This window comes from Mesorhizobium sp. ESP6-5 (genome assembly GCF_020164695.1).
GTDB classification, from domain to species: domain Bacteria; phylum Pseudomonadota; class Alphaproteobacteria; order Rhizobiales; family Rhizobiaceae; genus Mesorhizobium; species Mesorhizobium australicum.
In genome coordinates, this window is record NZ_JAIUGR010000002.1 from 262,178 (window position 1) to 283,806 (window position 21,629).

The 21,629-nt window shown below is 64.8% G+C and carries 21 protein-coding genes; 10 read left to right on the forward strand and 11 right to left on the reverse strand.

Going from position 1 to position 21,629, the window contains the following annotated elements:
- The first annotated feature begins 60 nt into the window (after nucleotides 1-60).
- From LB524_RS03650 to LB524_RS03660, 3 genes are read left to right on the forward strand one after another with little or no spacing between them, the layout of a single operon-like run.
- Nucleotides 61-1,164: an ABC transporter ATP-binding protein gene (locus tag LB524_RS03650; protein WP_140792236.1), complete on the forward strand. Its 1,104-nt coding sequence runs from the start codon at nucleotides 61-63 to the stop codon at nucleotides 1,162-1,164.
- On the forward strand, nucleotides 1,161-2,033 hold the full coding sequence (locus tag LB524_RS03655) for an ABC transporter permease (RefSeq protein WP_224523761.1): 873 nt from the start codon (nucleotides 1,161-1,163) through the stop codon (nucleotides 2,031-2,033). The genes LB524_RS03650 and LB524_RS03655 overlap by 4 nt, the downstream gene beginning before the upstream one ends.
- Nucleotides 2,030-2,830 carry an ABC transporter permease gene (locus LB524_RS03660; RefSeq protein WP_015319016.1) on the forward strand — a complete coding sequence of 267 codons (801 nt, stop codon included), beginning with the start codon at nucleotides 2,030-2,032 and terminating at the stop codon, nucleotides 2,828-2,830. The genes LB524_RS03655 and LB524_RS03660 overlap by 4 nt, the downstream gene beginning before the upstream one ends.
- 3 nt (nucleotides 2,831-2,833) lie before the next feature.
- Here LB524_RS03660 and LB524_RS03665 read toward each other — a convergent pair whose 3' ends face one another.
- The 7 genes from LB524_RS03665 to LB524_RS03695 form a co-directional block, all read right to left on the reverse strand.
- On the reverse strand, nucleotides 2,834-4,228 hold the full coding sequence (locus LB524_RS03665; RefSeq protein WP_140792232.1) for an FAD-binding oxidoreductase: 1,395 nt from the start codon (nucleotides 4,226-4,228) through the stop codon (nucleotides 2,834-2,836).
- A 214-nt stretch (nucleotides 4,229-4,442) separates the two neighbouring features.
- Nucleotides 4,443-5,702, reverse strand: a complete 1,260-nt coding sequence (locus LB524_RS03670; protein ID WP_224523764.1) for an ABC transporter substrate-binding protein — start codon at nucleotides 5,700-5,702, stop codon at nucleotides 4,443-4,445.
- Between the two features lie 47 nt (nucleotides 5,703-5,749).
- Entirely contained in the window at nucleotides 5,750-6,172 is a 423-nt protein-coding gene (locus LB524_RS03675; protein ID WP_015319019.1) for a DUF4440 domain-containing protein, read from the reverse strand.
- Between the two features lie 5 nt (nucleotides 6,173-6,177).
- Nucleotides 6,178-7,233, reverse strand: a complete 1,056-nt coding sequence (locus LB524_RS03680; RefSeq protein WP_015319020.1) for an aldo/keto reductase — start codon at nucleotides 7,231-7,233, stop codon at nucleotides 6,178-6,180.
- The gene (locus tag LB524_RS03685; protein WP_015319021.1) at nucleotides 7,230-7,583 is read right to left on the reverse strand and encodes a TIGR04076 family protein; all 354 of its coding nucleotides are present in this window, start codon (nucleotides 7,581-7,583) and stop codon (nucleotides 7,230-7,232) included. Before LB524_RS03685 ends, LB524_RS03680 begins: the two co-directional genes overlap by 4 nt.
- Before the next feature lies 1 nt (nucleotide 7,584).
- Nucleotides 7,585-8,067, reverse strand: a complete 483-nt coding sequence (locus tag LB524_RS03690; RefSeq protein ID WP_015319022.1) for a DUF3830 family protein — start codon at nucleotides 8,065-8,067, stop codon at nucleotides 7,585-7,587.
- Nucleotides 8,064-8,798, reverse strand: a complete 735-nt coding sequence (locus LB524_RS03695; protein ID WP_015319023.1) for a GntR family transcriptional regulator — start codon at nucleotides 8,796-8,798, stop codon at nucleotides 8,064-8,066. Before LB524_RS03695 ends, LB524_RS03690 begins: the two co-directional genes overlap by 4 nt.
- 126 nt (nucleotides 8,799-8,924) lie before the next feature.
- Here LB524_RS03695 and LB524_RS03700 point away from each other — a divergent pair, with 126 nt between their 5' ends.
- The 5 genes from LB524_RS03700 to LB524_RS03720 are packed head-to-tail and all read left to right on the forward strand — an operon-like array spanning nucleotide 8,925 to nucleotide 13,657.
- Entirely contained in the window at nucleotides 8,925-9,725 is an 801-nt protein-coding gene (locus tag LB524_RS03700) for an ABC transporter ATP-binding protein (protein WP_015319024.1), read from the forward strand.
- Nucleotides 9,722-10,471: an ABC transporter ATP-binding protein gene (locus LB524_RS03705; protein ID WP_224523766.1), complete on the forward strand. Its 750-nt coding sequence runs from the start codon at nucleotides 9,722-9,724 to the stop codon at nucleotides 10,469-10,471. Before LB524_RS03700 ends, LB524_RS03705 begins: the two co-directional genes overlap by 4 nt.
- Nucleotides 10,468-11,376, forward strand: coding sequence for a branched-chain amino acid ABC transporter permease (locus LB524_RS03710; protein ID WP_140617455.1), 909 nt, complete (start codon nucleotides 10,468-10,470; stop codon nucleotides 11,374-11,376). The genes LB524_RS03705 and LB524_RS03710 overlap by 4 nt, the downstream gene beginning before the upstream one ends.
- Nucleotides 11,373-12,356, forward strand: coding sequence for a branched-chain amino acid ABC transporter permease (locus tag LB524_RS03715; RefSeq protein ID WP_224523768.1), 984 nt, complete (start codon nucleotides 11,373-11,375; stop codon nucleotides 12,354-12,356). The genes LB524_RS03710 and LB524_RS03715 overlap by 4 nt, the downstream gene beginning before the upstream one ends.
- Nucleotides 12,353-13,657, forward strand: a complete 1,305-nt coding sequence (locus LB524_RS03720; RefSeq protein ID WP_224523771.1) for an NAD(P)/FAD-dependent oxidoreductase — start codon at nucleotides 12,353-12,355, stop codon at nucleotides 13,655-13,657. Before LB524_RS03715 ends, LB524_RS03720 begins: the two co-directional genes overlap by 4 nt.
- 21 nt (nucleotides 13,658-13,678) lie before the next feature.
- On the opposite strand, the gene LB524_RS03725 is transcribed toward LB524_RS03720, so the two are convergent.
- The 4 genes from LB524_RS03725 to LB524_RS03740 are packed head-to-tail and all read right to left on the reverse strand — an operon-like array spanning nucleotide 13,679 to nucleotide 18,014.
- Nucleotides 13,679-14,335 (reverse strand): GntR family transcriptional regulator, encoded by a 657-nt coding sequence (locus tag LB524_RS03725; RefSeq protein WP_224523773.1) that lies wholly within the window; start codon nucleotides 14,333-14,335, stop codon nucleotides 13,679-13,681.
- Between the two features lie 15 nt (nucleotides 14,336-14,350).
- A complete protein-coding gene (locus tag LB524_RS03730) occupies nucleotides 14,351-15,652 on the reverse strand; it encodes an aspartate aminotransferase family protein (RefSeq protein WP_224523774.1) in 1,302 nt (433 codons plus the stop codon).
- Nucleotides 15,653-15,657: 5 nt separating this feature from the next.
- Nucleotides 15,658-16,716 carry a phosphotransferase gene (locus tag LB524_RS03735; protein ID WP_015319031.1) on the reverse strand — a complete coding sequence of 353 codons (1,059 nt, stop codon included), beginning with the start codon at nucleotides 16,714-16,716 and terminating at the stop codon, nucleotides 15,658-15,660.
- A complete protein-coding gene (locus tag LB524_RS03740; protein ID WP_224523775.1) occupies nucleotides 16,713-18,014 on the reverse strand; it encodes an ArgE/DapE family deacylase in 1,302 nt (433 codons plus the stop codon). The genes LB524_RS03735 and LB524_RS03740 overlap by 4 nt, the downstream gene beginning before the upstream one ends.
- A gap of 178 nt (nucleotides 18,015-18,192) precedes the next feature.
- On the opposite strand from LB524_RS03740, the gene LB524_RS03745 reads away from it, so the two are divergent.
- Both LB524_RS03745 and LB524_RS03750 read left to right on the forward strand, forming a co-directional pair.
- On the forward strand, nucleotides 18,193-18,840 hold the full coding sequence (locus LB524_RS03745) for a GNAT family N-acetyltransferase (RefSeq protein WP_140617458.1): 648 nt from the start codon (nucleotides 18,193-18,195) through the stop codon (nucleotides 18,838-18,840).
- A 68-nt stretch (nucleotides 18,841-18,908) separates the two neighbouring features.
- On the forward strand, nucleotides 18,909-21,551 hold the full coding sequence (locus LB524_RS03750; protein WP_224523776.1) for a LuxR C-terminal-related transcriptional regulator: 2,643 nt from the start codon (nucleotides 18,909-18,911) through the stop codon (nucleotides 21,549-21,551).
- Nucleotides 21,552-21,629 lie beyond the last annotated feature (78 nt).

Here is a 21,629-nt window from a genome sequence, read left to right on the forward strand (position 1 = left end):
CTTCGAAGGACCCGGCGGTCCGGACGTTCCGGACCGCCGAAGCGTATGCGAGAATATCCCATGAGCCAGAACACCGACCTCTTGACGCTGCGGTCCGTCTCGAAATCCTACGGCACGGTTCCCGTGCTGCACGGCATCGACCTGTCGCTCCGGGACGGTGAGTTCCTCACCGTTCTTGGGCCGTCGGGTTCGGGCAAGACCACGGTCCTGCGGCTGATCGGCGGGCTGGAGCCGCTGACGTCAGGCGAGATCCGGCTGGACGGCCAGGACATCAGCCGCATGCCGATCAACAAGCGGCCGTTCAACACGGTGTTCCAGGACTATGCGCTGTTCCCCCATATGACCGTCTCCGGCAATGTCGGCTATGGGCTTTCGGTGCGCCATATCAAGCGCAAGGAGATCGCCAGCCGCGTGGCGCAAGCCCTCGATCTGGTGCAGCTCGGACGTTTCGCCGAGCGCTTTCCGGCACAGCTTTCCGGCGGCCAGCGCCAGCGTGTCGCGCTCGCCCGGGCGCTGATCTGCCAGCCGCGCCTGATCCTGCTCGACGAGCCGCTGGCGGCACTCGATCTCGAATTGCGCCGGCAGATGCAGGAGTTCCTGAAATCCATCCAGCGCGAGATCAAGACCACCTTCCTGTTCGTCACCCACGACCAGGAAGAAGCGATCGGCATGGCCGATCGGATCTGCGTCATGCAGGCCGGCCATATCCGCCAGCTCGGCACGCCGCATGAGCTCTACTACAAGCCGAATTGCGAATTCGTGGCGCGCTTCTTCGGCGAGAACAATCTGGTGGCCGGAAAACTCGGTCCGGTGCAAGGCGAGCAGCGACCGATCGAGACGGCACTTGGACGGCTGGTGTGCTCGATCAGCGACCAGCCGCATCTGAAGATTGCCCCGGATGGCGCCGCGGCTTTCGCGGCGTTCCGCCCCGAAGCCTTGCATCTCGCGGACGCCCGTGATGGCGCCAATCGCTTTTCCGGTGCCATTGCCGATCTCGCCTTTGCCGGCTCGTCGACGGTCGCCACGATCATGGCGGGTGCGGACGATGCCGCGCAGCGCCTGCGGCTGCGCATGCCGAGCCGGATCGACGGCAGCATCTTGAAATCCGGCGAGACGGTCTCGCTTTCGTTTGCGCCGCATGAAGGCCATCTGGTGCTGGCATGAGCGGAACCGGCTCGACACCCGCCGCGCAACGGCGACTGCCAGGGTTGGTGACGGTGCTGGCATTCGCCTTGCCGGTTATCTTCGTCCTCGTGCCGCTGGCAATCTTCCTGGTCTACAGTTTCTTCAGCGTCGACCAGGGTACGATCGTCCATACACCGACGCTCGGCAACTATGTCAGGTTCTTCACCGATCCGATCTTTCTGCCGGTGTTCTGGAACACAATCGTGCTGTGCGTATCGGTGGCCGTCATCTGCATCCTTCTCGCCTATCCCGCCGCCTACTTCCTGACGACGCTGAAGGGGCGGTGGCGCTACGCCCTGCTGATGTTGCTGCTGGTGCCACTGCTGATGAGCTACGTCATCAAGATCTACGCGATCCGCAGCATCCTCGGCCTCAACGGCTTCCTCAACAAGGCGCTGGTGGCGCTCGGCGTCCTGGATCAGCCATCGACGCTTTTCGTCTTCAACATGAACGCCATCCTCTTGACGCTGAGCCTGCTTTTGATCCCGTTCGCCATCCTGCCGATCTTCCTGTCGCTGGAGCGGATTCCGCAGACCTTGCTGCGCGCCTCGGATGACCTGGGCGCCAGCAGCCTGCAGACATTCCTGCGCATCACCTTGCCGCTGAGCCTGCCCGGCGTCGCCTCGGCGGCGAGCTTCGTCTTCGTACTGGCGATCGGCGATTTCCTGACGCCGCAGATGGTCGGCGGGATCAGCGGCTTCACCTTCGGCCGCATCCTCTACAGCCAGTTCGGCACGGCCTATAACTGGCCGTTCGGCGCCGCGCTGTCGGTGGCGCTTGCGATCGTGGTGATCGCCGCCATTCTCATTGGCGAACGGTTCGGGCGCAGCCGGGGGACGTCGGTATGAGCGCGCTGCCCCGGCCGTCCACCATCTTCCTGGCCGCGATTACGACGCTGGTCGCGGTGCTGCTCTACAGCCCACTGTTCGTGCCGATCGTGTCGTCGTTCTTCACCATTTCGCATGGCAATGTCGACTGGTCGTCGCCGACCTTTTCGACCTATGTGGCGCTGGCTGAAAACCATGACATCCTGACCGCGTTGCGCACCACGCTGATCGTCGGCGTCTGTACCGTGATCCTGTCGGTGGTCAGCGGGACGCTGCTGGCGCTCTACTATCACGGCCGCCGCTCGGGACGTTCGGTTCTGCAGTTCATCATCTTCCTGCCATTCCTGATGCCGCCTATCATCAGCGGCCTGGCGCTGCTGATCTTCTTCCGCGAGATCGGCCTCGAACGCTCGCTGCTGACGGTTGTCATCGGCCACACCGTGTTCGTGCTGGCGATCGTCTACCGCACTGTGCTGATGCGGCTGCAGTCGATGAGCCGCACGCTGGTCGAAGCATCCTACGATCTCGGCGCCAGCGGTTGGCAGACCTTCTGGCGCATCATCCTGCCGAACCTGTCGAGCGCCATGGTCGGCGGCGCCATCCTGGCCTTCGCGCTGTCGTTCGACGAGACGATGATCACCATCCTGGTCACCGGCACGCAAAGCACGCTGCCGGTCCGGCTGTGGGCGATGATGCGGCTAGGCTTCTCGCCCGACATCAACGCGCTGGTGGCGCTGATCCTGATGTTCACCGTGCTGCTGTGCGTGCTCGCCGCCCGTTTTCTCATTCCCAGGCAAATGGCGACGGAACGTACCTGAGTTTCAAACGGTTGGGTCAAGGTCGAAGACTCGTCCGGGATTGAGGATGTTCTTCGGATCGAGCGCCGTCTTCAGCCGCCGCATCGTGGCGATCTCGGCGTCACTGCGCACCAGATTCAGCCACTGCTTCTTGTCGAGGCCGATGCCATGCTCGGCCGACACGCCACCTCCGGCCGCCGCCACGCCGCGATAGATGATACCGTAGGCCGCCGCCGGGTCCGCCGTCAGCACCTGATAGTGCAGGTTGCCGTCCCCGAGATGGCCGAAGACGTAGATGTCGGCACCGGGATCGACCGCGCGGATGGCGGCATCCGCTTCTTGCAGGAACGCCCCCATTCGCGCCAACGGGATGCTGATGTCGACGCCGATCAGGCCTTTCATCGAAAACAGGACGCGGTTGGCGTCCTCCCGCACATCCCACAGCGCGCGGAATTCGCGCGGCGATTGGGAGACGACAACATCGTCGACGACGCCGTCCTCGACCGCCTGCATCAAGACCTCGGCGAAGCGCTCGCCGTCACGTTCTGGCTCACTGCCCTGGATTTCGGCCAGCACATAGACGGGTGATCCGGCCGGAAGCGGCGCCGGCATGGCCATGCTGGCGACCATGACGTCATAGAGCGGCGCGATATTGACCTCATAGGCGGACAATAGCGGGCCGAGCTTTTGCCGCAGCAGCCCAAGCAGGCCAATCGCCGCATCGAGCGAAGGCAGCGCGCAGAAGGCGTTCACCTCGGATGCGGGCTTGGGATGCAGCCGGAGCGCGGCGCGGGTGACGACGCCAAGCGTCCCTTCCGCGCCGATGAAGAGTTGGCCGAGGTCGTAGCCGGAATTGTCCTTGGGCAGGCCTTTGAGCGACGTCAGCACGGTGCCATCGGCGAGTACCGCCTCCAGCCCCAGCACCTGTGCCCGGTACATGCCATAACGCAGCACGCGGATGCCGCCGGCATTGGTGGCGATGTTGCCGCCGACCGTGGCGGAGCCGCGCGCGCCGATATCGACGCCGAACATCAGCCCGGCGCCGTCGGCCGCTTCCTGCACCGATTGCAGCGTCGCGCCAGCTTCGGCGACGATGGTGGCGGTTTGACGATCCGGGGCGGCAAGGCCGGTCATGCGTTCCAGCGATAGCACGACCTCGCCCGGCTGGACGCGGGCGCCACCGGCCAGCCCGGTGCGCCCGCCCTGGACGACGACCGGCTGGCCAAGAGCGTTGCACGCGGCGAGTGCCGCCGCGACATCCTCGGCATCGCGCGGGCGCAGCACGGCTTCGGGAAGCACGCCGAGCTTGCCGTCGGGATCGTCACGATAGCGCTGGTCCACGTCGGAGCCGGCGAGCATGCCGCCCGCGCCCAGCCTGTTGCCAAGCGCGGAGAGAAGCCGTTGTGTTTCAGGCGACATCCGGCTCAGGCGCCTGCGTGACAAGGCGCATCGTCAGCGTCCAACAACCGGATGGCCCGATGAGTATCCTTGTCCAGCACGCTCGCCATCCCTTGAACTGCAGCCGGCCGATCCTATTCGCGCCCGCTTGTCGTGCAAGCGATATCGACCTGTCTCAGACTATGCCGGCATCGATCGCGATGGGCGAGATCGATGCCGGAAGTACAGCGACGGCTTACTGAAGCTTGGCCTGCAGCGCGTTGACGTCGTCGGTGGTCATTTCACCATCGGTCGTCACCTTGCCGTCGGCGATCTTCCACAGCCGGAACGGGCCGGTGATGTCGCCAAACTTGTCGAAGACGACGGGACCGATGACGCCTTCATAGCGGATCGGCTTGCCGTCCTTGATCAGGCCGAGCGCCTTGGCGAATTCTTCCTTGCCGGCATAAATCGGCGTGCCGGCGGGATCGACTGCCTTGTACATGGCGTCCTTGATCTTGGCCGGGTCCTCGGAGCCGGCAAGCGCGATGGCGAGCCCGACAATGGCGCCGGCATCATAGGAGCGGTCTGCCGCGGGATTTGACGGTTCGATGCCGGAAAACGCCTTGTAGTTCTTGGTGAAATACTCCGTCGAGGCGGTCGGGCTGGTGCCGGAAGACGTGCCATAGGCGTCCTTCAGATAATCGGCGCCGACGGACTCGATGAAATCAGGGCTGTTCATGCCGTCATTGAGCAGGAATTTCTGCACGCCGCCCTGCGAAATCCAGGTGCGGGCGATGGTGGCGCCGTCGACGGGCGTGCTGACCAGGTACAGTCCATCCGGTTCGCCACCCATCGCCGCGGTGACTTCCGAGGCGTAGCTCGACTGCTTCTCGTTGTAGGGGGTGTCGGAGACGATGGTGCCGCCGAGCGCTTTGTAGGCCCGCGAGAATTCGGCCACCATGTTGACGCCGAAGTCGTTGTTGACGTGGATGATCGCCAGCTTCTTGAAACCCTTGTCGACGGCATATTTGGCGGCGGCCACGCCCTGCAGCGCATCCGAGGTGATGGTGCGGAAGAAGATACCGTTGGTCTTGCCTTCGCGGCCGAGTGTCGTCAGAGTCGGCGAGGACGACGCCGGCGAGACCTGGACGATCTTGGCCGGCGCGGTCACCGAGGTCAGGATCGGGATCGATACCGAGGAAATGATGCCACCGATGATCACAGGCACTTTCTTGACCTGAACCAGCTGGGTGGCGGCATCGACCGCGATGTTGCCCTGGCTCTGGCTGTCGCGCGTGTCGGTGACGAGATCGCAGCCGCGCACGCCGCCGGCTTGGTTGATGTCGCGGAAGGCCATTTCGACCGATTTGGCGCCGGCCTGTCCGTATTCACCGGCCGGACCGGTCAGTTCCATGACGAGACCGACGGTGATCTTGCAGTCGGCGGCCTGTGCGGCACCCGCCATCGTCACGAGAGCAAGTGCCGTGGTGAGCTGGAGTATCGTCTTTCTCATTGTTGTTCCCCTTGAGTTACACGAACTGATTTGACGTCTGGAAAGTCTCAGTGTTCCGGCACCTGCAGCCAGGTTTCATGCAGATGCCGCCATTGGACGCCGTTGGGCGCCGATGAACGGGTGGTGAAGACCGCGCTCGACTGGCGGCGGCTGTGCTTACCCGCGCGCAGCTGCGCCTCGACATAGAGGACGACGATCGTGTCGCCATCCTGCCAGCCGGGCCGGATGTCCTCGATCGAGATGGCAAAGCCGTCGTCGCAAGTGGCGCGGCTGGAGCGCACATGGTCGATCACGGCATCGCGGTCGAGGATCTGGCCGCCTGGTGCGATCATGGTCAGGCCTTCGCCCATGACGGCTTCGAAGCGGCCGAAATCCACCTTGTCGGCGCGCGAGGCGACGAACCAGTCGACGAAAAAGCGATGCAGATCGACGACTTCGGCGCTGGCCTGCGAAAACAACCTGTCGTCCATGGTCTTCATATCCGGCCCGCGTTGAGATTGTAGTGCATGATCGAGCCGTGGCGGCCGTGGCGGTCGCGCTCCAGCGTGTAGACATCTCCCTCAAGGCCGTTGCCCCTCGCTATCACGGCTGCAATCCGCGCACGGTCATCGGCGTCGAGTACGACATCCATGATCTTGGCGTTGGCCAGCGCATGCGCCTGGTTGCGGGCACCGACGATGACCGCGGCCACTCGCGGCTGCTCCAGCACCCAGGCGCTGGCGATGGTGGCGATGTCGACGGCGTGGCGGTCGCCCACCGCCTTCAGCGCGCGAAGCAGTTGCTGGAACAGGTCCCAGCCGCCGAAATCGTCGATGATCAGCTTGTACTTGACCAGCGAGCGGTTTTCGAGCGGCGTGCCGGGTTCGGCGACACCAAGCCATTTGTCGCTGAGAAAGCCGCCGGCCACAGAACCGTAGCAGAGAAAGCTGACGCCGTTTTCCTCCGCAAGCCCGGCGAGGCTGTTCGCCGGACGCTGGTCGAGCACCGAATATTGCAGCTGCTGGCTGACCAGCGGGATGCCGGCTGACAGAATTTCGGCAAGCCGGGGCGTATCGAAATTGGTGGTGCCGAGATTGCGCAGCTTGCCCTCGCGCCGAAGCTCGTCGAGCCAACCCATCGCCTCGATATAGCGCGGCTGCGCATAATCCCACCAGTGAAACTGCACGAGGTCGAGCCGCTCGGTCTTAAGCCTGCGCAGCGACTGGTCGACGATGCCCCTGATATAGTCGCGGCTGATCGTAGCGAGCCGTTCAAGGTCGGGCACGAGCTTGGTGTGCACCTTCATTTTGGCGGCTGCATCGAGACCACGCTCATTGGCCAGCCGCAAGCGCGCGGCGCCGATCAATTCCTCGACGCCGGTGTAGATGTCAGCGCAGTCATAGGTCCAGATGCCGGCATCGAAGGTGGCGATCAGGTCGCTTACGGCCTGGCTGCGATCGATGGCGCCATGGCCGCCGGCCAGTTGCCAGCCACCGCGTATGACGCGCGAAATCGCGTAGCCCGGGCTGAGCTCGAAGGTTTTGACACTCATCTCTCGTCATTCCCCTTCGGCAACGGCACGGCCGTGGTTTCGGCATGGCTGAACCGCCGCTTGGCCAGCCTGACGATCCGCAGCCTGCTGGCGCAGTTGGGATCGGGACAGGCGATCTCCGCGTCCGAGGTCATCCAGTCATTCGGGTGGGTCGGGCGCTGCTTCGCCGCCAGCAGCGGCAGCACCGCCGAGATCGAATAGATCGAAAAGCCCTGCCCCGCCGGCATCGACAGCATCTCGCCCTTGAGCTCGAAATAATCGCCGGCCCTGGCGCCGCAATAGATCGGCTTGCCCTGCGGAATGACCGCCTCGACGCGAAGATCGAAAAGCTCGAAACTGTCGTCAGCCATTTCAGGCCTCCACCAGGCTGAAGGTGATGTCGCAGGCGCCGTTGCGGCGGATGATGCCGCAGGCAGCCGCGAATTGATCGCGCTCCCCGGGTCTCACCTGCGCGACGACGCTGCCGGCCAGCCAGCCGATCGGGAACAGCAGACGCGCGCCCTGCCCGTAGAACAGGCCGATGTCGAAGATTGCGTTGGGGTTGCCGCCCCACATGCGCGGCGGCACGTAGGACAACACGATGTCACCTGGCTGCGGCGTCAGGGTCGCGTTCTCCGCCGGCAGCGGCTGGGCATAGGCCTGCCCCTCGAGATCGGCTGATGGAACCGGGCAGGAGATCTCAGGTCCCGTCCACATGGCGTGAATGGCGGGGACGACACGTGGCGTGGCGAGATAGGCTGTGAGAAAGGCCGCATTCTCCGGCGCCTTTTCCGGCAGCAGCAGCGCAGTGACGGAAAGCTTGGAGCGGGGCTCGCTGATCCTGATGGAGGTCATATCTGGCCTTTCGCGGCGGCGGATTGCAGTTTGCTGCGCAGGAAGGTGAAGGGCCGGCTGATGTCGGCGACCAGTGCTTCGCGCGCCGCCCAAGCATCCTGCGTGGCCAGCGCCTCGACGATGCGGCGGTGATACTGGGCGGTGTCGACCTCGCCGGCTTCCGAGAAAGCGTAGATGGCGACGCGGATGCATGGACCTGATTGCAGCCACAGGCTCTCGATCATCGGGATCAACACGGCCGAGCCGCAGGAGCGATAGATCTCGAAGTGAAAGCTCTGGTTGAGCGTCACTTCGCGGTCGACATCCTTCTTGTGTTTCAGCGCCCGCATCTCGTCCCACTCGCCGAGAATGGTTTCGATGGTGGTGATCTGGCGCGGCCCCATGCGGGCGGCGGCCAGCGCGATCGCCTCGCCCTCGATCAGGACGCGGGCACGCAAGAGATCGTCGAGGCGCTCCAGCGTGATTGGCGGCACCCGCACCGAACGGTTGGGCAGCGCCTCCAGCGCCTTTTCCGTGATCAGCCGGCCAAGCGCCTCCCGCACCGGCATGGTCGAAGTGACCAGCGCATCGGCCAGCCCACGGATAGTCAGCACCTGGCTTGGCTCGAACAGGCCGCCGATCAAGGCCCGACGCAGCTCGGAATAGACGCGATCCTGCACCGTCTCACGGCCGACCGGAGCCAGCTGGGCCGCGATCGCCTCGTTGTTTTTCTCGATGGCAGCCTTTTGCATGGAATTCCGTTCTCGGCGGGTTTTCGGCTTGCAGATGAAATTAAAGCCGAATAGCGTGATCAAAGCAAGTGTGATCACAAATCATAATCGGAAGACGGCGACGACCGTCTTCGGCCAGAGGGTTTGATGAGCGAGGCAGCGGAAAGGCAGGGCAAGGAGACCTGTGTCCCGGTCCTGACGGCAAGCAACGTCGTCAGGCGGTTCGGCGGACTTGTCGCCGTCAACAATGTCTCGTTTCATGTCAAAGCGGGCGAAATCCTCGGCCTGATCGGACCCAACGGGGCCGGCAAGACGACCATGTTCGACCTGCTCGCAGGCAGCATCCTGCCGACCAGCGGCGACATCCTTCTCAACGGCACGCGCGTCTCCGGCGAAGCCGCTCATTTGCGCATCGGCCGAGGGCTCGGCCGCACCTTCCAGATCCCGCGCCCGCTGCCCAATCTGACGCTGATCGAAAACATCATGCTCGCGGCACAGGGCCAAGCCGGCGAAAAGCTGCTGGCTAACTTCCTCACGCCGTGGCGGGTGGCGGCACAGGAAAAAGCCGCCCGGACGAAAGCCCTCGAGCTGCTCGAACTCGTCACCCTCAGCCATCTCGCCCATGAGCCGGCGCGCGTGCTGTCCGGCGGCCAGCGCAAGCTGCTCGAACTTGCCCGGGTCATGATGGCCGACCCGGCGATCATCCTGCTTGACGAACCCGCCGCCGGCGTCAACGCGACGCTGCTCGAAGTCATCATCGACCGCATCCGCGACATCAACGCGCGCGGCATCACCTTCCTGCTGATCGAGCACAACATCGACATGGTGACGCGGCTCTGCCACCGCGTCCTTGTAATGGCGAGCGGCCAACTGCTGAGCGAAGGCACGGCAGAAGAGGTCGCGCGCGACCCGCGCGTCATCGAGGCCTATCTCGGAGGCACCGCATGAGCGAGACCGTCCTCGATGTACGCGACCTCGAAGCCGGCTATGAGCCCGGCGTGCCGATCGTGCGCGGCGCCTCGATCACCGTCGACAGAGGCGAGATCGTCGTCGTGCTCGGCCCCAACGGCGCTGGCAAGTCGAGCTTCATCAAGGCGATCGCCGGCCTCGTGCCGATCACCGGCGGCACGGTGCTGCTGGACGGCAGGGACATCACCGCCGCGCCCGCCCACACCATGGTGCGGCTTGGCCTCGCCTTCGTGCCGCAGACCGAGAACATCTTTCCGCTGATGTCGGTGGAGGACAATCTCAAGGTGTCCTGCGGCATCCTCGAGCGGCGCGACATCCCGGCTCGCATCGAGGAAATGTACGCCGCCTTCCCCGACCTTGTCCGCCAGCGCCGCACCGCCGCCGGCAATCTGTCGGGAGGCCAGCGGCAGATGCTTGCCGTGGCGCGGGCGCTGATCGTCCATCCCAAGGTGCTGGTGCTGGACGAGCCGTCCGCCGGCCTGTCGCCGAAGTTCGTCGCGATGGTATTCGAGATGCTGGCCGGCATCCGCAAGTCCGGAGTCACCATCCTTTTGGTCGAGCAGAACGCCAAGGCAGCGCTTGCCATCGGCGACCGCGCCTATGTGCTGGCCGAAGGCAAGGACCGGCACGAAGGCATAGCCTCCGAATTGTGGAACGACCCTGTCGTCGCCGAACTCTATCTTGGCCAGCGCCCTTCCCATGCAGGCAAGGGAGGCGCGGCATGAGCCTGCAATTCATCGTCGACGGATTGCTGACCGGCTCGATGATCGGCCTCGGCGCCATCGGCGTGACGCTCACCTATTCGATCCTGCGTTTCTCCAACTTCGCCCATGGCGACTTCATGGCCTGGGGCACCTATGCGACGCTGGCCGTGGTCAGTGCCATCGGTGCGATGTTCGGCAAGGTGGCACCGATCGGGCCGCTATCCTTCGGCTGGCCGCTTCTTGTTGCCCTGATCGTCGGCATGGCATTCACCGCCTTGCTCGCACTGCTGCTCGACAAGATCCTGTTTTCGCGGCTGCGCTCGCAGGGCCAGGCGATCATCGTGGTGATGGCGAGCTTCGGCGCCTCGATGGCGCTACGCAGCCTGCTCGAATTCACCTTCACCTCACGGCCGACCTATTTCAGCCGGGCGATCCAGATCGCCATGCCGGTCGGCTTCGGCATCCGCATCACGCCCGACCAGATCGCATTGCTCGTGTTGACCGCCATACTCGTGCTCGGCGTGCATCTGTTGATGACGCGCACGCAGACTGGCCGCGCCATGCAGGCCTTGAGCCAGAACGCGGCACTGGCCCGCGTCGTCGGGATCGACGTTGCCAGCGTGGTGCGGGTGACGTGGATCATCGGCGGCGCGCTCGCCTGCGTGGCTGGCGTGATGATCGGCATCCTGGTGCAGATCCGCCCGTTCATGGGCTTCGACATGCTGCTGCCGATGTTCGCCGCCGCCATCCTCGGCGGCATCGGCAGCATCCCGGGCGCGGTGCTCGGCGGCCTGATCATCGGTCTCGCCGAAGCCGGCGCGGTGCAGCTGATCGGCGCCGAATGGCGCGCCGCCGTTTCCTTCATCATCCTGATGGCTGTGCTGTTCGTGCGGCCGATCGGCCTTTTCGGAGTTCGGGAAAGATGATCGATCTGGTCGGATACGGCGCCTTCTTCCTGACCACGGCGCTGATCTTCTCACTGGTCACGCTGGGGCTCAACCTGCAATGGGGCCTGACCGGCCTGTTCAATGTCGGCCTGGCGGGCTTCGTCGCCATCGGCGCCTACACCTCGGCGCTGCTGACGACACCGGACGATCCCGCGCGGCTCGGCGGCTTTGGCCTGCCCATCCTCGCCGGCTGGGTGGGTGCCATGATCGTTGGCGGCATTGCGGCCGCGCTTACCGGCATGGCGACGTTGCGTCTTAGATCCGACTATCTGGCGATCACCACCTTCGGCGTGGCCGTCGTCGTGCAATTGGTCGCGCTCAACGCGCAGAAACTGACCGGCGGACCTTTCGGCATCGGCTTCATCCCGCGCCCCTTCGGCGGCCTGGCGGAGACGCCGCTGCTGTTCAACCTGTCGAACCTTGCGGTCGTCTGCGCTGTGACGCTGATTGCCTATCTCGCCTTGGAGCACCTGTCGCGCAGTCCGTGGGGCCGTGTGCTGAAGGCGCTCCGCGAAGATGAGCGGGCGGCGATTTCTCTCGGCAAGAGCGCGCGCTTCTACCGTGTCCAGGCGTTTGCCGTCGGCGGCGCCATCATGGCGCTGGCCGGCGCGCTGCAGGCGCATTTCACCGGCTTCATCGCGCCGGACAATTACCTGCCGATCCTCACCTTTCAGGTCTGGGTGATGCTGATCGTCGGGGGCTCGGGCAGCAATCTCGGCGCGGTCATCGGCAGTGTCCTGGTCTGGGGGATTTGGGCCGGATCGGGCACGCTGACCAGCGTGTTCTTCCCGCCCGAGCAGCAGGCGCGCGCCGCTTCGCTGCAGATCGTCGCCATCGGCGTGATGCTCTGCGTGATCCTGCTGATGCGGCCGAACGGATTGTTCGGCGACAGGCCGCTGCGGACGCGCTTCGGCAAGCGCACGCGGATCGCCACGGACAAAAGCGGTTCCGGTTCATGAATGCCCTGGTCCGGCAGAGTGCGAACGGCACTTCGCTTTGGCATGCCATCAGCCGCGATCGCCGCAAGCGGCCTGCGCTGAGTGGCAACCTCGATGTCGACCTTGCCATTGTCGGCGGCGGATTTTCTGGCCTTTCAACCGCATTGCACGCCGCCGGAAAAGGACTTTCCATCGCCGTTCTCGAAGCCGAGATCATCGCCTGGGGCGCGACCGGCAGGAATGCCGGTTTCGTCGTGCCGAACTTCGCTAGGATGGACCCCGACAGCATCCTCGCGCATCTTGGCCCCGAGCGCGGCGAACGCCTCATCGATTTTGCCGCCGGCAGTGCCGACCTCGTCTTCGGCTTGATCCGGCGGCACGGCATCGACTGCGACGCGGTGCAGAACGGATGGATCCAGCCGGCGCACTCGCCGGCGGCCCTGGAGAAGGTCAAATCCCGCGCGGACCAATGGGCGCGGCGCGGCCGGCCTGTCGTCACCCTGGATCGGCAAGAGGTCGAAGCGCTGACCGGCGCACGCGGCTATGTCGGTGGCTGGATGGATCGTTCCAGCGGCGTGCTCAATCCGGTCGCCTATGCGCGGGGGCTCGCCGATGCGGCGGAGAAGGCCGGCGCGAAGATTTTCGAGCACACGCCGGTCACCTCGATCGATCGCGTCGCCGATGGTTGGGCTCTTCAAACACGGTTGGGCCTGGTACGCGCGGCCAAGGTGCTGATCGCTACCAACGCCTATGGCGGGTCGCTCGATCCGTTGCTGCGGCGAACCTATATTCCGCTGAAGGTCTTCCAGATCGCGACCGCGCCTCTGCCGCAGGAAATCCGAACGCGTCTGCTGCCTGGCGGACAAGGCGTCGGCGACACCAGGCGCAACCTCTTCACCTTTCGCTTCGACGCCGACAACCGGCTGATCAGCGGCGGCATGCATATTCTTGGCGCCGGCGCCGATACGCGCGTGCCGCAAACAATCTGGCGACGGCTCGGCCGGCACCTCGACCTGCCTGATTTGCCCCCCCTTGCCTACAGCTGGTCGGGGATGGCGGCGGTCGAACCGGATTTCCTGCCGCATCTCCTGGACCTCGGACCGGGGCTGATCGCCGGTCGCGCCTGCAATGGACGCGGCATTGCCATGACCACGGCGATGGGCAAGGTGCTGGCCGACTGGGCCGCTGGAACCGAAGCGCGTGATTTGCCGCTGCCCTTCGCACCGCCGGCGCCAATTCCGTTCCATGCCCTGCTGCGGCACGCGCCCAACATGCTGCTCGGCTGGAGCATCCTGCGCGACCGGATGGACGAGACGGCATAGGCCGACCGAGCCTGCCCGCGATCAGTGCGCCATATGGAGACTGTCGGAGAGGACCGCGGCCGCCACGGAGATATCCTCTTCAAGGGAAGCCCGAACGGCCGGGCCGTTGCGCTGTTCCAGCGCCGCGACGATCCCGCGGTGTGCGTCATTGGATTGCGGAATGTAGCGATCGGCCCGCATCAGGAGCTTGAGATAGGGTCCGACGCGCCCCCAGAGATCGCGGATCATGTTCAAGAGGATCGGCGCGCCGGCGTGCTCATAAATAGCAAAATGGAAGGCTTCGTTCAGGGCCAGATAGGCCGTGGCGTCCTGCGCCTCGATGGCCCGCTGCATGTCGGCGAGCGCGGCTTGGATGTCGGCCAGCCCGCTTTCAGTCATCCGTGACGTGGCCATCTCGCCTGCCAGTCCCTCGACGGCGATGCGGATGCGCGTCAGTTCCGAGAAGGCGGGCGCGGAGAGCAAGGGCACGATGATCGAGCGGTTGTTCTGCATTTCCAGAAGTCGCTCGGCGACCAGTCTTTGCAGCGCCTCGCGGATCGGCGTCGTCGAAATGCCAAAGCTCTCGGCAAGCTTGCGGATGACCAGTATCTGGCCCGGGCTGAAGCCGCCCGAGATCAACTCCTGCTTGAGCGCGCCGTAGGCCCGGTCATTGAGGGTTTGATGCTCGAGCTTCAGCATGCGTGCCCGCTCAGCTCACCAGTTCGACAGTGCGCGATCGAGCGCCTCGGCCAGCTGCTCGGCATTGTCCCTGGCAAAGGGCAGTGGCGGCCTGATCTTCAGCACATTGCCGCGTGGACCGCACGACGAGATCAGCACGCCGTCCTCGCGCATGGCTTCAACGACGGATGAAGTCTTGGCAGCAGCAGTGGCCTCATCCTCCGCCATCAGCTCGACGCCGAAATAGAGGCCGTTGTGCCTGACATCGGCGACCATGCCGTGCCGGCTCTGCAAGGCGCGCAGCAATTCTCCTGTATAGGCGCCAACCGTCCGCGCGTTCTCGATCAGCCCCTCGCCCTCGATCACATCGAGCACGGCGATGCCGACCGCGGCGGCGACCGGATTGCCGCCGAAAGTGTTGAAGTAGCCGGTGTTCGAACCGAACGAGCTCACCAGCTGCGGCCGCACGATCACCGCGCCCATGGGATGCCCGTCGCCGATCGGCTTGCCCATGGTGACGATGTCAGGCGCGAGGCCATAGTTGGCGAAGCCCCACATGCCCTGGCCGAGCCGGCCGAAACCGGACTGGACCTCGTCGGCGATGACGATGCCGCCGGCCTTCCTGACATGATCGGCCGCCTCGCGCATGACGGAAGCCTCGGGGAAGAAAATGCCGTCGCTGGAAAAGGCGGAATCAAACAGCAGCGCCGCCGGGCGGATGTTTTGCGCGCGCATATCCTCGATGGCGGCGGCGACATTTCTGGCGAAATCATGCGCGGCGCGGCCGCCGTCGCGGAACGTGTCCGGCGCTGCCACGGCCCGATGCCGGGCGGGCACGCCCGCTGCCCCGACCGCAGCCGGCGACAGCTGTGCTGTCGCGATGGTCGCGCCGTGGTAGGCGAAGTCGGTGATGATCACGCCGGTGTTGCCGGTCGAGTGCTGGGCGATGCGGATGGCGAGATCGTTGGCCTCGCTGCCGGTGCAGGTGAACATGGCATGGCCGAGACGGGGGGGAAGCGTGCCGAGCAGCCTTTCCGCGTAGTCGAGAATGATCTCGCTGAGATAGCGCGTGTGCGTGTTGAGCGTGGCGGCCTGCCCAGATAGCGCCTCCACGACGCGCGGATGGCAGTGTCCGACGGAGGCGACGTTGTTATAGGCGTCGAGGTATTTTCGGCCTTGGGCATCGTAGAGCCAGACACCGCTGCCACGCACCAGATGGATGGGGCTGCGGTAGAAGGCGCGATAGGTTGGCCCGAGCAATCTGGCGCGGCGTTCGAGCAGCGCTTGCTCGGATGCCGCCGAGTCGACATTTGCAGGATGTGGCGAGGACAGGGACACGGCATCTACTCCGGCTTGGAATGGTCGAGAAAATAGCGGCGGGCGTCCGCGGACGACAGTCCGTCCAGCCGCTCAAGCGATGCCCAGACCTCGGTGATGAGGCGCAGGACATAGTCGCGCTTGGCCGGAAAACGCTCGGCCTGCCAGCTGGCGATGTTGGCGATGAGTGCGAGGCGGGCACGAATGAGGTGAAAGAGGATGCCAAGTTCTTCGATCTCGAGCGGCTGCACGGACTGATAGCCGGCGACGAAGCGCGCGGCGGGCGCCAGCGGATGACCTTCGGCCGGCCACCGATAGACGGCCCCGATGGCGAGATCGCAGATCAGCGGCGAATGGATCATGTCGCCGAAATCGAGGATGCCGTTGACCATTTCCGGTCGCGAAGCGTCCATCACCACATTGTAGGAGTTCATGTCGTTGTGGACGATCTGGGCGCGCAGCCCGGGAATAACCGGCGCCGCGTGCTCCTCGTAGGCGTCGATGGCGCGCTCGACCATGGCGCGATGGCCGGCATCGACGATATGCGCCAGCATCGGCCGCGTCTTGGCGACCTTGCGGATGTCCCACAAAAGGTCACTGCCGGCGGCCGGATGGAAGAAGCCGCGAAGCGCCCGGCCAAGCCGGGCGAGGAAGATGCCGAGATTGCGATCCTGTGCCGATGAGGTGAGCGAGCGCGAAAGCAGCTGTCCCGGCAGATAGGTGACGAGCCGCACGATGCGCGGCGCCGATCCGCCGATGCCGACCATGAACTGCGCTTCGCCTTCGAGGCTCTTGCGCACCGAGGGAACCGGCAAAGCCGGGTCGACCGTCAGTATATGGTCGAGCGCCTTGTTCTGGAAATCGGTGAAATCAGCCTCTTCCGCCGGATGCGAGACCTTCAGGACAAATTCGCCCTCGCCTTCCGTCTGGATGTGAAAATTGTGGTCGCGTTCGCCTGGCAGCGTGCGCGCGCTGCCAGTGAGCCCATAGTGCCGACGCAACAGGGCAAGCGCCTCGGCGATCGAGACATCGGGCGCATCGTCCGCGAGCGTCTCGCCGAAAGCATCCGATACGGCCGCGTTCATGGCCTGACCTCGGCATCGATGGGTTCGAGGCCGCACCAGTCGGCGATGAAGAGCGCAATGGTCTGGGTGACCTTGCTCACGGAATCGAGATCGACAGCCTCGTCATAGCCGTGCGGCATGCGGCAGATCGGGCCGTAGACAATTGCCGGCGTGTCGGCATAAAGGCCGAAGAAGCGCGCATCGGTGGTGGCCGAGGTGACATGTTCCGTCAACGGCTCACCCCACACGGCGGTATGGCTGCGGCGCAGCACGGCTTCCATCTCGTCGGCGCCTTCCAGCACATAGCCCTCGGCCATGAAGCCGTTGTAGGTCATCCTGGGCGGGCGATTGGCGAGGAACGGATCGGCGCGGGCGGCATCGGCGATGCAGGCCTCGAGTTCGGCCCTGGCGTCCTCGAGCTTCTGGCCGGGATAGGTCGCGACCCGCATCTCGAAGACGCAGCGCGCCGGAACGCTCGATGTCCATTCGCCGCCTTCGATCTTGCCGAGGTTGAATCGGATCGGGTGCGGGTGATTACAGAAATGCCTGTCGTCAACCTTTCTGGCATTCCAGACGATTTCGAGTTGCTTCAGCGCCTGGATGATGAGAAACGCCTTCTCGATGGCATTGGCGCCGGCGGAAAAGGCGCCCGACGCGTGCTGCGGATCGCCGTCGACCTCGACCCTGAACCAGATCGGCCCAACCTGCGCCCGCATCAGTCTTGGTTCCAGCGGTTCGGGAATGAAGGCGGCGTCGGCGCGATAACCGCGCTGCAGGCAAGCGAGCGCACCATTGCCGGTGCACTCCTCCTCGACCACCGACTGCAGGAACACTTTCGCCGCCGGCTGATAGCCGAGGCCGCGCAAGGCGGCCAACGCATAGAGACAGGCCGACAGGCCGGCCTTCATGTCGCCGGCGCCACGGCCATGCATCCAGCCATCCTCGATCGCCGGATCGTAGGGATCTCGCACCCAGCGGTCGAGCGGTCCGGTCGGTACCACATCGATATGGCCGTTGAGGATCAGCGAGCGACCGGTGACGTTTTTCGGCGTGTGGGTGGCGACGACGTTGAACGCGTCATCGTAGGAAACCGCTACGGGCGAGAATCCAGGCAGGTCGCGGATCGCATCGACATCGACACGCCACATATCGACCGCATAGCCATTGGCTTCATAGGCGGCCGCCATGAAGGATTGCGCGGCGTGTTCCTCGCCACGCTGCGAGGGAAAGCGTACGAGGTCCGCCAAGAAGGCGAGCTGGCGGTCGAAGCCATCGTCGACCGCCCGCAAGATGGCCTCGTCCGCAATTCGTTCAGGCATGATATTCCGCTTCTCCATGGATGGTGTATCATATCTCATATGCCATTCTTCGAAAAGGCAAGGCGACAGGCGGGTCAAAATCATGGCCCACCTCTGGAGCCACTTGGCAGGCGGCCGCAGAGTTGGCATCAGCTTCTTGACATGCCGGCCAGGCTGCGCGGCGGAAGACCGAGGACAGATGCAAGTCACTGAAGGCTCATTGCCGGATGAAACCACCGATCTCGTCCCGGGCTACCGGCGCGTGCCGGCAGGCAAAATCATCAATGCGGTGACGTGGATGGAGGCGCGTGCCCCGGTGCCCGGTCTCGCGCATCCGCTGGCGATGACCCGCGTCACCAAGCCCGATCCCGCCGTCTACCGCGCAGTCTTCCTCGAGATCGGCGCTCCCTGGCTCTGGGACCGCGCCGCCGAAATGTCGGACGCCGACATCGCGGCGCATTTCGCCGACCGACGTCAGCATCTCTACTACGGCCATGATGAGAGTGGGCGGCATGTCGGCATGGTCGAATTCTCGATCGCCGGCAGCAACGAGATCGAGATTACCTATTTCGGCCTGTTTCCCTCCTTGACTGGCCAAGGCTTCGGCAAACGGCTGATGGCAGGCGCGCTCGACCAGGCATGGCGCCTAGGCCCCATCCGCATCTGGCTGCACACCAGCAGCTTCGATCATCACAGCGTTATCGGTTTCTACCGGGCTTGCGGATTTGAACCCTATGCAACCGGTTTCGAAATCACCGATGATCCCAGGATCAAGGGCACCCTGCCGCGCGATTGCGCGCCGCAAATTCCGCTGATCGAAACGGAATGGGTGCCCGGCGCCAGATGAGACCGTCGTCGCAACCCGCCAGCCCGGCATCGCCTCACCATCGCCGGTGGGTACGGCGCGAGAGCATCTTGTCGAGGCTGGAGCGGCATGTCGACACGCGCATCGTGCTGTTCGCCGCGCCCGCCGGCTTCGGCAAATCGACGACGATGGCGCAATGGGCGGCCGAAGTCGCGCGCCACGGCCGGCTGACGGCCTGGCTGTCCTGCGAGGCGACGGACAATGACGAAGGCGCCTTCCTGTCGCATCTGGTGGGGGCGTTGCGCCATCTCGTCCAGAACCCGGCCGAGCTCGACCTCGCCTTCCAGTCGAGCCCCATCCCGCAGCTCGACGTGGTGCTTGCGGCACTCGTGTCGGGTTTGGCGGCACGCCACGCCGACATCACCCTGTTCTTCGACGACTATCACGCCATCGATGCACCGGCGGTGAAGCGGTTCATGGAACGGCTGACCCGGCAGGCACCAACCAACGTCGTCTTCGTCATCGGTTCGCGCAACCTGCCCGAGCTGCAGCTCGGCAAGCTCAGGGTGCTCGGCGATATCTTTGAAATCGGCCCGGACGATCTGCGTTTCGCCTCGTCGGAAGCCGAAGCCTTCTTCAACGACAAGCTTGGCCTCTCTGTCAGCAGCGGCACGGTGGAAACACTGTGCTCGCGCACCGAAGGCTGGGCCGCCGGCCTGCAGCTCGCCTCGCTGTCGCTCGGTGCGGCCCATGCGCCCGAAACAGTCATCGGCAATTTCACCGGCGCCAACCGCAACGTCGCCGACTTCCTGATGGGAGAAGTGTTCCTGGAACTGCCGCCGGCGCTGGCGAAGTTCCTGCTCTATTCCTCGATTTTCGAGCGCTTCAGCGCCGAGGCCTGCCGGGCGGTGATGCGGGCGGCGGACGCCGAGGTTGCCATCACCGAGATCGAGACCCGCAACCTGTTCCTGGTGCCGCTCGACGAGGAACGGCGCTGGTTCCGCTATCATCACCTTTTCCACGACTTCCTCAGCCGTGAAATGGAACGGCGCGAGCCGGAGATGATCGCACCGCTGCACCTGGCGGCTTCGGAATGGTTCGGTGAACGCAAGATGCTGACTGAGGCCATCGGCCATGCGCTCGCCGCCGGCGACGAAGCTCGCGCCGCGGTGTTCATCGAGAACAACGCGCTCGAACTCATCGCCCAATGCCAGCTTCTCTATGTGCGCCAGCTGCTGGCGCTGCTGCCAAGGAAACTGATCGACCAGCGCATCCGGCTGCAACTCGTCGTGCTGTGGCTTGCGGTGCACAGCAGCCAGCCCGAGATTGCCCAGCAGACCCTCGCCAATGCGCGCCAGCTCGTCGAAACCGGGCCGACCGATAGCAAGGACCCGGGCACGCTGACCGGCACGACCATCGAGGCGGAACTCGAGGTCCTTGCAGCGGCCGTGCACAGCACGCTGGAACAGTTCGAGGACGCGCGCGACACAGCACTGGCGGCCCTGCGCATCATCGCCCCCGACGCGTGGTTCATGGAAGGCGCGACTGCAAACGTCATCGGCTACAATCTCTACGCGCTGGGCGACCTTGAGGGGGCACGCGCTGCTGTGGACGCGGCGCGCAAGGCCCATGAGCGAAGCGGCAGCCTGCTCGGCGTCACCATCGCCAACTGCTACATGGCCGTCATCGAGCGCTCGGCCGGCCGCCTGCCCGCGGCCGAACGGCTGCTGCGCAACGCGATCATCGAGGCCAGGACGCGGATCGGCGCCAACTCCTATGCCGAGGCCCTCGCCGGAACGCTGCTTGCCGAACTCGCCTATGAGACCAACGCATCCGGCGAAGCACTGGCGCTGGTCGAGAATCTCGGGCCGCTGATCGAGGGCGCAGCGGTCATTGTCTATCCCCTGGCCAGCGTGCCGACCTATGCCCGGGTGCTGCAGCTGACCGGTCGCGGCCAAGCCGCCCTCGACATGCTGGAGCGCGTCTACCAGCGCGTGCGCGGCTCCGTCTACCGCCGCCTCGCTTCGGTGCTGGTGCACGATCGCATCCGGCTGCTTCTTGACCAGAACCGCACCCCGGAAGCCCGCGCGCTGCTCGACGAGCATCGCCGCGAAAGCGCTGAAACCGCCTCTACCGTCGCCAACGAATTCGAGTTCTTCGCCGAAGGCCGGCTGCTTACGGCGGAAAAATCCTACGCGGCGGCGGCGGCGATTTTCGACGCGCTGCTGGAGCGAACGAAAAGCAGCGGGCGCATGCGCCGGCACATACTGGCGCTGATCCTGCGCGCCAAGAGCGCCGGCCATGACCAGCGGGAAGCAGACCGCCATCTGCACGAAGCATTGCGCCTTGCGCAACCCTCGGGCTTCATCCGCTCCTTCGTCGACGAAGGCAAGTCTGTCGTCGAGGGTTTGATGCGGCTCCGGGCGGCCCAGGCAAAGGCCGACCCGTCACTGTCGGCCTATGCGACGCGCATCATCGATGCCGCGCAGACGATGCCCGTGACGACGCGCAAAACAGCCGCCCCGACGGTCGAGAAAGAACAGCTCACCCAGCGCGAGTCCGAGCTGCTGCACTTTCTGTCGGAAGGCATGTCAAATCGCGATATCGCCGTTGCACTGTCGGTAAGCGAAACGACGGTGAAGTGGCATTTGAAAAACATCTTCGGCAAGCTCTCGGTATCGAACCGCGTCCAGGCAGTGCGCGCCGCGCAGGTCGCCGCAAACCTCCGCACCCCTCCGAAAGGAGGGGCATAGATGACTGACATGGCCCCTCTTTAGGGTCGGGCCGGGCGATTGTTAGCCTGCTAGCGTCTGGTTTTTAGAGGATGCCGC

Bases quoted from the DNA above. Each gene is read 5' to 3' on its own strand.
- LB524_RS03650 (WP_140792236.1), top strand. From the start codon at position 61: ATGAGCCAGAACACCGACCTCTTGACGCTGCGGTCCGTCTCGAAATCC.
- LB524_RS03655 (WP_224523761.1), top strand. From the start codon at position 1,161: ATGAGCGGAACCGGCTCGACACCCGCCGCGCAACGGCGACTGCCAGGG.
- LB524_RS03660 (WP_015319016.1), top strand. From the start codon at position 2,030: ATGAGCGCGCTGCCCCGGCCGTCCACCATCTTCCTGGCCGCGATTACG.
- LB524_RS03665 (WP_140792232.1), bottom strand. From the start codon at position 4,228: ATGTCGCCTGAAACACAACGGCTTCTCTCCGCGCTTGGCAACAGGCTG.
- LB524_RS03670 (WP_224523764.1), bottom strand. From the start codon at position 5,702: ATGAGAAAGACGATACTCCAGCTCACCACGGCACTTGCTCTCGTGACG.
- LB524_RS03675 (WP_015319019.1), bottom strand. From the start codon at position 6,172: ATGGACGACAGGTTGTTTTCGCAGGCCAGCGCCGAAGTCGTCGATCTG.
- LB524_RS03680 (WP_015319020.1), bottom strand. From the start codon at position 7,233: ATGAGTGTCAAAACCTTCGAGCTCAGCCCGGGCTACGCGATTTCGCGC.
- LB524_RS03685 (WP_015319021.1), bottom strand. From the start codon at position 7,583: ATGGCTGACGACAGTTTCGAGCTTTTCGATCTTCGCGTCGAGGCGGTC.
- LB524_RS03690 (WP_015319022.1), bottom strand. From the start codon at position 8,067: ATGACCTCCATCAGGATCAGCGAGCCCCGCTCCAAGCTTTCCGTCACT.
- LB524_RS03695 (WP_015319023.1), bottom strand. From the start codon at position 8,798: ATGCAAAAGGCTGCCATCGAGAAAAACAACGAGGCGATCGCGGCCCAG.
- LB524_RS03700 (WP_015319024.1), top strand. From the start codon at position 8,925: ATGAGCGAGGCAGCGGAAAGGCAGGGCAAGGAGACCTGTGTCCCGGTC.
- LB524_RS03705 (WP_224523766.1), top strand. From the start codon at position 9,722: ATGAGCGAGACCGTCCTCGATGTACGCGACCTCGAAGCCGGCTATGAG.
- LB524_RS03710 (WP_140617455.1), top strand. From the start codon at position 10,468: ATGAGCCTGCAATTCATCGTCGACGGATTGCTGACCGGCTCGATGATC.
- LB524_RS03715 (WP_224523768.1), top strand. From the start codon at position 11,373: ATGATCGATCTGGTCGGATACGGCGCCTTCTTCCTGACCACGGCGCTG.
- LB524_RS03720 (WP_224523771.1), top strand. From the start codon at position 12,353: ATGAATGCCCTGGTCCGGCAGAGTGCGAACGGCACTTCGCTTTGGCAT.
- LB524_RS03725 (WP_224523773.1), bottom strand. From the start codon at position 14,335: ATGCTGAAGCTCGAGCATCAAACCCTCAATGACCGGGCCTACGGCGCG.
- LB524_RS03735 (WP_015319031.1), bottom strand. From the start codon at position 16,716: ATGAACGCGGCCGTATCGGATGCTTTCGGCGAGACGCTCGCGGACGAT.
- LB524_RS03740 (WP_224523775.1), bottom strand. From the start codon at position 18,014: ATGCCTGAACGAATTGCGGACGAGGCCATCTTGCGGGCGGTCGACGAT.
- LB524_RS03745 (WP_140617458.1), top strand. From the start codon at position 18,193: ATGCAAGTCACTGAAGGCTCATTGCCGGATGAAACCACCGATCTCGTC.